General features: G+C 42.9%; 12 protein-coding genes and 1 tRNA gene. All 13 read left to right on the top strand.

The features are described from left to right. Window positions 1–154: 154 nt before the first annotated feature. The 13 genes from truA to ACESR9_RS09565 all read left to right on the top strand — a co-directional run bounded on the left by truA (window position 155) and on the right by ACESR9_RS09565 (window position 11,980). Window positions 155–901: a tRNA pseudouridine(38-40) synthase TruA gene (gene truA / locus ACESR9_RS09625; RefSeq protein WP_373106369.1), complete on the top strand. Its 747-nt coding sequence runs from the start codon at window positions 155–157 to the stop codon at window positions 899–901. Then, window positions 894–1,655 (top strand): bifunctional hydroxymethylpyrimidine kinase/phosphomethylpyrimidine kinase, encoded by a 762-nt coding sequence (locus ACESR9_RS09620; RefSeq protein WP_373106368.1) that lies wholly within the window; start codon window positions 894–896, stop codon window positions 1,653–1,655. The genes truA and ACESR9_RS09620 overlap by 8 nt, the downstream gene beginning before the upstream one ends. Continuing rightward, window positions 1,645–2,115: an ECF transporter S component gene (locus ACESR9_RS09615; protein WP_003010175.1), complete on the top strand. Its 471-nt coding sequence runs from the start codon at window positions 1,645–1,647 to the stop codon at window positions 2,113–2,115. Before ACESR9_RS09620 ends, ACESR9_RS09615 begins: the two co-directional genes overlap by 11 nt. A gap of 3 nt (window positions 2,116–2,118) precedes the next feature. Beyond that, window positions 2,119–2,682 carry a TIGR01440 family protein gene (locus tag ACESR9_RS09610; protein ID WP_373106367.1) on the top strand — a complete coding sequence of 188 codons (564 nt, stop codon included), beginning with the start codon at window positions 2,119–2,121 and terminating at the stop codon, window positions 2,680–2,682. Between the two features lie 128 nt (window positions 2,683–2,810). Then, the gene (tig, locus tag ACESR9_RS09605) at window positions 2,811–4,094 is read left to right on the top strand and encodes a trigger factor (protein WP_003004508.1); all 1,284 of its coding nucleotides are present in this window, start codon (window positions 2,811–2,813) and stop codon (window positions 4,092–4,094) included. 225 nt (window positions 4,095–4,319) lie between these two features. Continuing rightward, window positions 4,320–4,904 (top strand): DNA-directed RNA polymerase subunit delta, encoded by a 585-nt coding sequence (rpoE, locus tag ACESR9_RS09600; protein WP_003010182.1) that lies wholly within the window; start codon window positions 4,320–4,322, stop codon window positions 4,902–4,904. 261 nt (window positions 4,905–5,165) lie between these two features. Continuing rightward, a complete protein-coding gene (locus ACESR9_RS09595; protein WP_227197920.1) occupies window positions 5,166–5,861 on the top strand; it encodes a B3/B4 domain-containing protein in 696 nt (231 codons plus the stop codon). Window positions 5,862–6,034: 173 nt separating this feature from the next. Further along, the gene (pyrG, locus tag ACESR9_RS09590; protein WP_003004055.1) at window positions 6,035–7,648 is read left to right on the top strand and encodes a CTP synthase; all 1,614 of its coding nucleotides are present in this window, start codon (window positions 6,035–6,037) and stop codon (window positions 7,646–7,648) included. A 265-nt stretch (window positions 7,649–7,913) separates the two neighbouring features. Then, window positions 7,914–7,999: transfer RNA gene (locus tag ACESR9_RS09585), tRNA-Leu, on the top strand. Window positions 8,000–8,080: 81 nt separating this feature from the next. Then, entirely contained in the window at window positions 8,081–8,533 is a 453-nt protein-coding gene (locus tag ACESR9_RS09580) for a hypothetical protein (protein WP_070505436.1), read from the top strand. Between the two features lie 188 nt (window positions 8,534–8,721). Next, window positions 8,722–9,603 (top strand): class II fructose-bisphosphate aldolase, encoded by an 882-nt coding sequence (locus ACESR9_RS09575; protein WP_003004573.1) that lies wholly within the window; start codon window positions 8,722–8,724, stop codon window positions 9,601–9,603. Window positions 9,604–9,687: 84 nt separating this feature from the next. Continuing rightward, window positions 9,688–10,626 (top strand): alpha/beta fold hydrolase, encoded by a 939-nt coding sequence (locus ACESR9_RS09570; RefSeq protein WP_373106370.1) that lies wholly within the window; start codon window positions 9,688–9,690, stop codon window positions 10,624–10,626. 361 nt (window positions 10,627–10,987) lie between these two features. Then, complete coding sequence (locus ACESR9_RS09565; protein WP_155199281.1) at window positions 10,988–11,980, top strand: ABC transporter ATP-binding protein; 993 nt, start codon at window positions 10,988–10,990, stop codon at window positions 11,978–11,980. Window position 11,981 lies beyond the last annotated feature (1 nt).

Here is an 11,981-nt window from a genome sequence, read left to right as displayed (position 1 = left end):
GCCCACTCAACCACTGCGTCTTGCTCGACAATCCAAAAATAATTGAGAGGCTAGGACTTTTGTCCCAGCCTCTTTTTGTGCTCGCAAAACTGTACCCGGACAGTTTGGTTTTTTCACTCTTGTAACCCCTTCTATATCCTGCTAAAATAAAACCATGACACGATACAAAGCAACCATTTCATATGACGGGACCTTGTTTGCAGGGTTTCAACGTCAACCGCATGCCCGCAGTGTGCAAGAGGAAATCGAGAAGACCTTGACGCGCCTCAATCAAGGAACCCCTGTTACCGTTCATGGAGCGGGGCGAACGGATTCAGGTGTCCATGCTCTTGGCCAGGTGATTCATTTTGATCTCCCCCAATCGCGGGATGGGGAAAAGCTCCGCTTTGCCCTCGATACCCAAACCCCAGAGGATATTGATTTCATCCGAGTGGAGCAAGTAGCAGATGACTTTCACTCACGCTACAAGAAGCACAGCAAGACCTATGAATTCATCGTGGATTATGGTCGTCCCAAGAACCCCATGATGCGCCACTATGCCACCCACTATCCTTATCCTTTGGATGTGGAAAAGATGCAAGCAGCCATCCAAAAGTTGGAGGGAACCCATGATTTTACCGGTTTCACAGCTTCAGGAACCAGTGTGGAAGATAAGGTTCGTACGATTACAGAGGCTCGCTTGGTCGAGGATGCAGAACATCATCGCCTTGTCTTTACCTTTTCGGGCAATGGTTTTCTCTACAAGCAAATCCGCAATATGGTGGGAACTTTGTTGAAGATCGGAAATGATCGGATGCCGATTGAGCAGATCGATCTGATTTTGGAAAAGAAGGACCGCAATCTAGCAGGTCCTACAGCAGCGCCAAATGGCTTATATTTAAAGGAGATCCGTTATGAGTAATGAATTGATTCTAGCTATTTCAGGAAATGATATTTTTAGTGGGGGAGGTCTTCACGCAGACCTTGCAACTTATACGACTAATAAACAGCATGGTTTTGTGGCGGTGACTTGTTTGACCGCTATGACGGAGCACGGTTTTGAAGTGATTCCGGTGGATCCGACGACCTTTGTTCAACAGCTCAACTCCCTCAAAGATGTTCCTTTCTCTGCTATTAAACTCGGTCTTTTGCCAAATGTTGAAGTGGCAGACTTGGCCTTGGACTATGTAAAAGCCCATGCGGAGATCCCTGTGGTACTAGATCCTGTCTTGGTCTGCAAGGAAAGCCATGATGTAGAAGTTTCAGCTCTTCGAGACGAATTGATCAAGTTCTTCCCTTATGTGACCATCATCACGCCGAACTTGCCAGAAGCTGAGATCTTGACCCAAAGCAAGATTCAATCGCTCGACGATATGAAGGCGGTAGCGCGCAAGCTCCACGAATTAGGAGCGGCGAATGTCGTGGTCAAAGGAGGCAATCGTCTCAATAAAGAAAAGGCCATTGATGTCTTTTATGATGGGACAGACTTCACCGTCATTGAAGAGCCGGTCTTAGAAAAGAACAATACAGGAGCTGGGTGTACCTTTGCATCTAGCATTTCCAGCCAGTTGGTGCAAGGGAAATCTCCACTTGAAGCTGTTAAAGCCTCTAAAGACTTTGTTTTCCAAGCGATTCAACATTCAGACCAGTATGGAGTAGTACAATATGACATCTAATCGAACTCAACTCATTGCCCGCCTTTCCATTTTGACAGCCTTGACAGTTGTACTTGGCTACTATACAAAACTTCCAACTCCTACAGGGATCGTCACCCTGCTAGATCTTGGAGTGTATTTCACAGCCTTCTATTTTGGACGTAAGGAAGGTGCTATTGTCGGTGGTGTCGGAGCCTTCTTACTCGATCTCATTTCAGGCTATCCTCAGTGGATGTTCTTTAGCCTCCTCTTTCACGGGGGACAAGGCTATTTCGCTGGCTTCAAGGGCAAAGCTCGTTACCTAGGCTTGCTTCTTGCGACAGTCGTCATGGTAGGCGGTTATGCACTAGCTTCTGCTCTCTTTTTAGGCAATGGCTGGGGTGCTGCTATCTCGGACATTCCGAATAACCTCGCTCAGAATTTTGTTGGAATGGCTTTAGGCTATGTGGTCTATTATGCATTTCAAAAGAAAGGAAGCTAATTCATGGAGCTGGAGCAACTGAAGAAGGATACGAAAGAAATCCTGGTAGACGTCTTGGAAAAAAGCCGTCTCCACCAAGGACAGATCCTAGTACTCGGGATGTCTTCAAGCGAAGTTGCAGGAGGGCGAATTGGAAAAGCCTCCAACATCGACCTTGCAGAAGCTATTGTCCAGACCTTGCTAGATGAGTTGAATCCAAGAGGGATTTATCTGGCGGTACAAGGATGTGAGCATCTCAATCGCGCCTTGGTGGTCGAAAGAGAATTGGCGGACAAGAAGGAGTTAGAAATCGTCAATGTCCTTCCGAGTCTCCATGCAGGAGGTGCTGGACAACTCGCAGCTTTCAAGTATTTTAAGGATCCTGTTGAGGTGGAATTTATCACAGCCCAAGCCGGGTTAGACATCGGAGATACCTCGGTGGGGATGCACGTCAAACACGTGCAAGTTCCAATTCGCCCTATCTTGCGTGAACTAGGTGGAGCCCATGTCACAGCCCTCGCCAGTCGGCCAAAATTGATCGGTGGCGCCCGTGCTCTCTACCTCGATGATCCCATCCGAAAATCATAATCAGAACTAGCTTTTAAGGGCTAGTTTTTTTGGATGAAAAGAGAGGCAAAAACGTTTTAAAACTTGCAATTTCAAAGTTTTGTGGTAAAATTATAAGGAATGACTATATTATTTTAAGGAGAGACAGAATGTCTGTATCATTTGAAAACAAAGAAACTAACCACGGTGTATTGACTTTCACAATCAGCCAAGAGCAAATCAAACCTGCTTTGGACCGTGTGTTTGAGTCAGTTAAGAAAACTTTGAACGTACCTGGATTCCGTAAAGGTCATATTCCACGTCCAATCTTCAACCAACGTTTTGGTGAAGAAGCTCTTTACCAAGATGCTTTGAACGATCTTCTTCCAGCAGCATACGAAGCAGCTGTTAAAGAAGCTGGAATCGAAGTTGTTGCACAACCAACTTTCGATGTTGTATCTATGGAAAAAGGTCAAGACTGGACATTGACAGCAGCTGTTGTAACAAAACCTGAAGTTAAATTGGGTGCTTACAAAGACCTTGAAGTATCAGTAGAAGTTTCTAAAGAAGTAACAGACGCTGATGTGGATGCTCGTATCGAACGCGAACGCAACAACTTGGCTGAATTGGTTGTCAAAGAAGGTGCTGCAGCAGAAGGCGACACAGTTGTGATCGACTTCGTAGGTTCTATCGACGGTGTTGAATTCGACGGTGGTAAAGGTGACAACTTCTCACTTGGACTTGGTTCAGGTCAATTCATCCCAGGTTTCGAAGACCAATTGGTTGGACACTCTGCTGGTGAAACAGTTGATGTGATCGTAACCTTCCCAGAAGACTACCAAGCAGCTGACCTTGCAGGTAAAGAAGCGAAATTCGTGACAACTATCCACGAAGTAAAAGCAAAAGAAGTACCAGCTCTTGACGATGAATTGGCAAAAGACATCGACGAAGAAGTTGAAACTCTTGACGAATTGAAAGAAAAATACCGCAAAGAATTGGCAGCAGCTAAAGAAGAAGCATACAATGATGCAGTAGAAGCAGCAGCAATCGATCTTGCCGTTGAAAACGCTGAAATCGTTGACCTTCCAGAAGAAATGATCCACGAAGAAGTACACCGTTCAATCAACGAGTTCCTTGGAAACATGCAACGTCAAGGTATCTCACCTGAAATGTACTTCCAAATCACTGGAACAACTCAAGAAGATCTTCACAAACAATACGAAGCAGAAGCTGAAAGCCGTACGAAGACAAACCTTGTGGTTGAAGCAGTAGCGAAAGCAGAAGGCTTCGAAGCAACTGAAGAAGAAATCAACGCTGAAATCGAACAATTGGCAGCAGATTACAACATGCCAGTTGAACAAGTTCGCAACCTTCTTTCACCAGAAATGTTGAAACATGACATCACAGTGAAGAAAGCAGTGAACGTGATCACAAGCACAGCAAAAGTAAAATAATTGAGATAAAAAAGAAGAGCCGTGAGGCTCTTCTTTTTTTGATTTCATGGAGAATCCTGGAATTTTCCTTTGACGAAAGGGGAAATTTATCGTACAATAGAGTGTAACGATAAAATGCGTGATAGATTTAGTGACGAGAAGTTTTCAATCTATCATTGAGGATAGGATGAGGTTTAAGACCGGATCCTTCTCCATTTAGGAAATGAAACATAAGGAGATTTACCCTTGGAATTAGAAGTATTTGCTGGACAAGAAAAAAGTGAACTTTCTATGATTGAAGTGGCGCGTGCGATTTTGGAATTACGCGGACGTGACCATGAAATGTACTTTAGCGATCTTGTAAATGAAATTCAAAATTACCTTGAAAAATCAAACAGCGAGATCCGTGAAGCTCTTCCATTGTTCTACACAGAATTGAATGTAGATGGAAGCTTTATCCCACTTGGAGATAACAAATGGGGACTTCGTTCATGGTATGCCATCGATGAAGTTGACGAAGAAATCATCGCTCTTGAAGAAACAGATGAAGATGAAACTCCTAAGAAACGGAAGAAAAAACGTGTCAATGCCTTCATGGATGGAGACGAAGATGCGATCGACTACAACGACGACGATCCAGAAGATGAAGAAGTTTACGAAGCAGATCCAGCTCTTTCATATGATGAAGAAAATCCAGATGATGAAAAGAGTGAAGTCGAAGCTTACGATGCTGAAATCAATGAAATCGTACCAGATGATTTGGGTGAGGAAGTTGAATTAAGCGAAGAAGACGACGAAGAAGAGGATTCTGAAGACGAGGAAGAAGAATAAATCATAAGAAGAGGCTGGGACAAAAGTCCTAGCCTCTCAATTGTTTTTGGATTGTCGAGCAAGACGCAATGGTTGAGTGGGCTCTACTACGCTGATTTCATCAGCTTTTACAGCCCTACTCAACTGTGCGGAGGTGGGACGACGAAATCGAATTCTAACGAATTACCGATTTCTGTCCCACTCTCTTTTTGTTTGCATTGAAAAAAGTGATGAAATGTCGTATGATAAACGTGTAGGGTTTCCCAATAGGAGGTGTTCCAGATGGACTTTCGTTTAGATCAAAGTTTAGTAGCTCTTGGTATTGATACGGTTGTGGTCGGAATTGCTAGAAATGTGGATCCTCAAGCAGTTTTGCTCCCTTCTTTTCTTGAAAAGAAGAAAGAGCTTGAACAATGGGCGCTCCAGTGTCAGACAGAAGAAGTAGTGGTATCTCCTGTCATTAAAGGGTATACAGACCTTTTGCAAAAAGTAGGGCGTAGCATCAAGAAAAATCCACCAACAGTCCTAGCTCTTATCCGAAACATCCAGCATCGAGGTGCTCTTCCTCAGATCAATAGCATCATCGATATCTATAATGTCGAATCTCTGAAGTCTTTTCTCGCGATCGGAGGACATGACCTAGATAAGATTGAGGGACCGATTGAATTTACAGTGAGTCAAAGAGACGATCTCTTTCTCCCTATCCTTTCTAGTGAAAAACATGTCGCACCGACAGATCCTGTCTACCGGGATCAAAAAGGAGTTCTGGCTTGGTTGGATGTACGCGATAGTGACCATTACAAATTTGAGGAGAGTACGCAAAACGCCCTCTTTGTCATCCAAGGAAATACCGAGACGTCAGTCGAGATGCGTTTAGAAGCGCTAGAACGAATCCACAAGGACCTTGCTCTTTGCATGCCTCAGCTTCAATTTGAGAAATTTCTCGTCACACAAAATGGAGTGGAAAAGGTCGTGTAAACAGCGAAAATCATTTTCATGAAATTTTCAATTTGACAAAGTAGACCATTTGCGGTAAGATATTGTTCGGGCACCTCATTTTGAGGTCGGAGCTCCCTAAGGATTAGGGAGCTATTTTTGTTTTTTCTGCAAAGAGGAATGGCCTCTACAACATTAGAAGAAGAGGAAAGCACATGTCAACAAAATATATTTTTGTCACGGGTGGTGTCGTATCATCCATCGGGAAAGGGATTGTCGCAGCAAGTCTTGGTCGCTTGCTCAAAAATCGTGGATTGAAAGTGACTATCCAAAAATTTGACCCTTATATCAATATTGACCCAGGGACAATGAGTCCTTACCAACACGGGGAAGTATTTGTCACAGACGATGGCGCAGAGACAGACTTGGACCTTGGTCACTATGAACGCTTTATTGATATCAATCTGAATAAGTACTCAAATGTAACGACAGGGAAAATTTATAGTGAGGTCCTTCGTAAGGAACGTCGTGGAGAATACTTGGGAGCAACTGTACAGGTCATTCCTCATATCACAGATGCCTTGAAAGAGAAGATCAAACGGGCAGCGACGACGACGGATTCAGATGTCATCATCACAGAAGTCGGGGGAACAGTTGGAGACATTGAATCCCTTCCATTCCTTGAAGCTCTTCGTCAAATGAAGGCAGATGTCGGTGCTGAAAATGTTATGTACATCCACACCACCCTTCTTCCTTACTTGAAGGCTGCGGGAGAAATGAAAACCAAGCCGACGCAACACTCTGTGAAAGAATTGCGTGGTCTTGGGATTCAACCAAATATGTTGGTCATTCGTACAGAAAAACCAGCTGGTCAAGGAATTAAGAACAAGTTGGCTCAATTCTGTGATGTGGCACCAGAAGCTGTCATCGAGTCACTTGATGTGGAACATTTGTACCAAATCCCATTGAACTTGCAAGCACAAAATATGGACCAAATCGTTTGTGACCATTTGAAATTGGATGTTCCTGCAGCAGATATGACAGAATGGTCTGCAATGGTCGATAAGGTCATGAACCTCAAGAAGCAGGTCAAGATTTCCTTGGTTGGAAAATACGTAGAATTGCAAGATGCCTACATTTCTGTCGTTGAGGCCTTGAAGCACTCAGGGTATGCCAATGATGCAGAGGTCAAGATTAATTGGGTCAATGCCAATGATGTGACAGCTGAAAATGTGGCAGAACTCCTTGGAGATGCGGATGGGATCATTGTCCCAGGTGGTTTTGGTCAACGGGGAACAGAAGGAAAAATTCAAGCCATCAAGTATGCGCGTGAACAGGACGTCCCAATGTTGGGTGTATGCTTGGGTATGCAGTTAACCTGTATCGAATTTGCCCGTCACGTTTTAGGCTTGGAAGGGGCCAATTCATCCGAATTGGATCCAGAAACCAAGTATCCAATTATCGATATCATGCGGGACCAAATCGATGTGGAAGACATGGGAGGAACGCTCCGTCTCGGTCTTTACCCATCTAAACTCAAACGAGGATCAAAAGCAGCCGCTGCCTATGACAATCAAGAAGTGGTGCAACGTCGCCACCGTCACCGTTATGAGTTTAACAATGCTTTCCGTGAACAGTTCGAAGAAGCAGGATTTGTCTTCTCAGGCGTTTCACCAGACAACCGTTTGGTCGAAATCGTTGAAATCCCAGAAAACAAATTCTTTGTTGCTTGCCAATACCACCCAGAATTGTCAAGCCGTCCAAACCGCCCAGAAGGACTTTACACAGCCTTCATCACAGCGGCAGTTGAAAACCACGATAGCAAATGAGAATCAAGGCTGGGCAATAAGTGTCCAGCCTTTGGACTATAATAGTAATAACTACATGACGCAGTGGTTGATTGGCATCTTTGTTCGCTTTCCAAGCTCCAAAGATGACCTAATCAACTGTGCGGGGGTGGGAAGACGAACTCTTTTTAATTAGTCGGAGTTCTTTCCCACTCCCTTTTGTGAAAAAATGACAAACTCTGAAAAAAGTTTGAAAAAAATCTTGACAAAAAAGTCGTTGATTGATATACTAGTAAAGTACTCAATCGCGGGGATGGCGGAATTGGCAGACGCGCAGGACTAAGGATCCTGTGACCGCTTTAGGTCGTGAGGGTTCAAGTCCCTCTCTCCGCATCGGATCAAGATAGCTTCGGCTATCTTTTTTTTGTTTTCAAATTTCTTTGTGGTAGAATAGGTGTGAGATGAGGTGAGAACATGAAGAAAAAGTATCTGGTTTTGGTCGATGGCCTCTTTGCACTATTGGGAAGTGCCATTAATTTTTTCGGTCCTATCCTGATTTTAGCGATGGCGATAGGCGCATACAAGGATACTTTTAGATATTTTATTGCCTTAAACATATGGAATGTTTTCATTTTTCTAATTGCGATGGCGTCTCAGTATCTGCTCAGAGATGAAAAAAGAATCAAAAAATGGATTCTTCATCTCTTTCTGATAGCGGGCTTTATTCTCTTTCTTGCGTCAATCCCTGCTGTGGGTGAGAATATTCCCGTTCTTGAGGGAGTGCTAAACGGACTTCTTGGAAAAATATTTACCGACAGTCAGTTATTTGCTGCTTATTTCTATTCTCAATGGGTTGCAGCGGTATCCTTTGTGATTTGCGGGATTGCTTTTCTCCTTTCGTTAAAAAATTTTAAAGAGAAAGATTGAAAGGGGTTAAGCTCCTTTTTTGCTTTTTGAATAGGATGGAAGTCTTAGGAGGGAGAGGGTTCCTCCTCATTTATCGTAAGAAATCGCTTAAAGCCACAGGAAAAACTAGCAATTTCATCTAAAAAGTGATAAAATAAACAATGTAAGTGGGATTAGCCCCACAAAAATATATAGGAGGCCTATGACTAATGGCAATCGTTTCAGCAGAAAAATTTGTCCAAGCAGCTCGTGACAATGGTTATGCAGTTGGTGGATTTAACACAAACAACCTTGAGTGGACTCAAGCTATCTTGCGTGCAGCAGAAGCTAAGAAAGCTCCAGTACTTATCCAAACTTCTATGGGTGCTGCTAAATACATGGGTGGTTACAAAGTATGTAAAGCCCTTATTGAAAACCTTGTAGAATCAATGGGTATCACTGTACCAGTTGCTATTCACCTTGACCATGGTCACTACGACGATGCTCTTGAATGTATCGAAGCTGGTTACACTTCAATCATGTTTGACGGTTCACACCTTCCAGTTGAAGAAAATCTTAAATTGGCGAAAGATGTCGTTGAAAAAGCTCATGCTAAAGGTATCTCAGTAGAAGCTGAAGTTGGTACTATCGGTGGTGAAGAAGACGGTATCATCGGTGACGGTGAATTGGCACCAATCGAAGACGCTAAAGCAATGGTTGCTACAGGAATCGACTTCTTGGCTGCAGGTATCGGTAACATCCACGGTCCTTACCCAGCAAACTGGAAAGGTCTTCACCTTGACCACTTGCAAAAATTGACTGAAGCTGTTCCAGGATTCCCAATCGTATTGCACGGTGGATCAGGTATCCCTGATGATCAAATCCAAGCAGCGATCAAACTTGGTGTTGCAAAAGTTAACGTGAACACTGAATGCCAAATCGCATTTGCAAATGCTACTCGTCAATTCGTACGTGAATACGATGCAAACGAAGCAGAATACGACAAGAAGAAACTCTTCGACCCACGTAAATTCTTGAAACCAGGTTTCGAAGCAATTACTGCAGCTGTTGAAGAACGTATCGACGTATTCGGTTCAGAAGGCAAAGCTTAATTAAAAACAGGAAAGCAAGGTCCCATGTGGATCTTGTTTTTTTGTATGGGGAAGGTTGCTTCCAGGGGTTAATTTTTGTACAATATGCCTATGAAAAAATTCAAACTGTGGAGCTGGATCGTTTGTGGCTTTCTCCTGCTCTTTTTAGGTGATACATTTGTTTTTCATCAATTCAGTTTACGAAATGAAAGTGAGCTTCTCACACCTATTGGTAAACAAGTTACAGTCAATGGACATCGAATGAATATCTCTGTTAAAGGAGAAGGGCCTCAAACAATCGTTTTTCTTTCTGGTGCAGGTATCGCCTCTCCTATCCTAGACTTTAAGAATCTATCAGATCCCCTATCCAAAAAATACAAGGTTGTTGTCGTGGAGCGAGCAGGATATGGTTTTAGTGAAGATAGTGATCGTTCAAGAGATGTGATGGAGGTCCTTTCTGAGACGCGTCAAGCTTTGGCGCAAGCTCATGTTTCAGGTCCTTATGTGATTATTTCGCATTCTATGGCTAGTTTAGAGAGTCTTGCTTGGCAAGAGAAATATCCGAATGAAGTGAAGGCTTTGATTGGCCTGGATTGGGCCTTGCCAGCGAGTTATGAAGATTTAAAGGATAATCAGGCCTTGCTTACTGTGGCTTATTGGAGCAGTAAGATTGGCTTATTACGCTATTTCCCTGAGTCCTTTTATATAAAAAATCCAACTCTGACTGAAACTGAACGACAACAATATAAATTACTAGCATATAAGCAGTTGATGTCACAAGCCATGCTTCATGAATCCCGTTTGGCAAAGGAAAATGCCAAGAAAGTTCCATCTAGCATTAATCCGAAAATTCCAGCCTTACTCCTGGTTTCTAACGGTGAAGGCACGACCTTTAGTCAATCGAAGTGGCAGAACTATGCAAAAGATTTTTCTAGAAACCAGTCGAATGTTCAAGTCGACTATATGGATGCGCCTCACGACCTCTATCATTATCAAAGCGATGCTATTGTTTCTCGTATTAAAGAATTTTTAGAGAATAATTGAGGGCTTAAAAATCCATTGAGACTGATGATAATAATTAAATGCTGAAGGATTAACAGTAGAATCGTTAATTTTCTCGATTAAAAAAATTCTTTTTCTTAACAATAAGCCTGCCCCTAAGGGCAGGTTTTTTGGTGTTTTAAGGAAACTATTAAACCAGAATTTCTGACTCAAAAGCATTATTTCAAGAGAGAAATTTCTAATTTCATAATCTATAAGCAAACGCTTGCATTCCTTTTTTTATTGGATTATAATAGGTTGGTATAAAGCCTTCTGTAATAATATTGAGTAAGTGTAGAAAGTAAGGATTTAGAATATTTGTAGTCAAAAATACAATGTTGCTTCTTACGATAGGGAGATAGATATGGCAATGATAGAAGTGCAACATCTTCGGAAAAATTTTGTGAAGACAGTTAAGGAGCCGGGGTTAAAGGGAGCCTTGCGCTCCTTTATTCATCCTGAAAAGCAGACCTTTGAAGCGGTCAAGGATTTAACTTTTGAAGTTCCAAAAGGGCAGATTTTAGGATTTATCGGGGCAAATGGTGCTGGGAAGTCAACCACCATCAAAATGCTGACAGGAATTTTGAAGCCCACATCTGGCTTTTGTCGGATTAACGGCAAGATTCCCCAGGATAATCGCCAAGATTATGTCAAGGATATTGGAGTCGTTTTCGGACAACGTACCCAGTTGTGGTGGGATTTGGCTCTGCAAGAGACTTACACGGTCTTGAAAGAGATCTATGATGTACCGGACTCGCTTTTCCATAAGCGTATGGACTTTTTGAATGAAGTCTTGGATTTGAAGGAATTTATCAAGGATCCTGTGCGGACTCTTTCACTAGGTCAACGGATGCGGGCGGATATTGCGGCTTCCTTGCTTCACAATCCCAAAGTTCTCTTTTTAGATGAACCGACTATTGGCTTGGATGTGTCGGTCAAGGACAACATTCGTCGGGCCATTACCCAGATTAATCAGGAGGAAGAGACAACTATTCTCTTGACTACTCATGATTTGAGTGATATTGAGCAACTCTGTGATCGGATTTTTATGATTGATAAGGGGCAAGAGATTTTTGATGGAACGGTGAGCCAGCTCAAGGAGACCTTTGGAAAGATGAAGACTCTCTCCTTTGAGCTAACGCCAGGTCAAAATCATCTAGTCTCTCATTATGAGGGTTTGCCTGATATGTCCATTGATAGACAAGGAAATACTCTCAATATTGAATTCGATAGTTCCCGCTACCAGTCGGCCGATATTATCAAACAAACCTTATCTGATTTTGAGGTCCGTGATTTGAAGATGGTAGATACGGATATTGAAGATATTATCCGTCGCTTCTATCGAAAGGAGCTCTAAG

Origin of the sequence: Streptococcus parasanguinis (assembly GCF_964238605.1) — a bacterium.
In the GTDB taxonomy this organism is placed as follows: Bacteria; Bacillota; Bacilli; order Lactobacillales; family Streptococcaceae; genus Streptococcus; species Streptococcus parasanguinis_AJ.
This window is presented reverse-complemented; position numbering and strand designations above follow the sequence as displayed.

Coding starts and splice junctions, on each gene's coding strand:
- truA (WP_373106369.1), top strand. CDS start 155: ATGACACGATACAAAGCAACCATTTCATATGACGGGACCTTGTTTGCA.
- ACESR9_RS09620 (WP_373106368.1), top strand. CDS start 894: ATGAGTAATGAATTGATTCTAGCTATTTCAGGAAATGATATTTTTAGT.
- ACESR9_RS09615 (WP_003010175.1), top strand. CDS start 1,645: ATGACATCTAATCGAACTCAACTCATTGCCCGCCTTTCCATTTTGACA.
- ACESR9_RS09610 (WP_373106367.1), top strand. CDS start 2,119: ATGGAGCTGGAGCAACTGAAGAAGGATACGAAAGAAATCCTGGTAGAC.
- tig (WP_003004508.1), top strand. CDS start 2,811: ATGTCTGTATCATTTGAAAACAAAGAAACTAACCACGGTGTATTGACT.
- ACESR9_RS09595 (WP_227197920.1), top strand. CDS start 5,166: ATGGACTTTCGTTTAGATCAAAGTTTAGTAGCTCTTGGTATTGATACG.
- pyrG (WP_003004055.1), top strand. CDS start 6,035: ATGTCAACAAAATATATTTTTGTCACGGGTGGTGTCGTATCATCCATC.
- ACESR9_RS09580 (WP_070505436.1), top strand. CDS start 8,081: ATGAAGAAAAAGTATCTGGTTTTGGTCGATGGCCTCTTTGCACTATTG.
- ACESR9_RS09575 (WP_003004573.1), top strand. CDS start 8,722: ATGGCAATCGTTTCAGCAGAAAAATTTGTCCAAGCAGCTCGTGACAAT.
- ACESR9_RS09570 (WP_373106370.1), top strand. CDS start 9,688: ATGCCTATGAAAAAATTCAAACTGTGGAGCTGGATCGTTTGTGGCTTT.
- ACESR9_RS09565 (WP_155199281.1), top strand. CDS start 10,988: ATGGCAATGATAGAAGTGCAACATCTTCGGAAAAATTTTGTGAAGACA.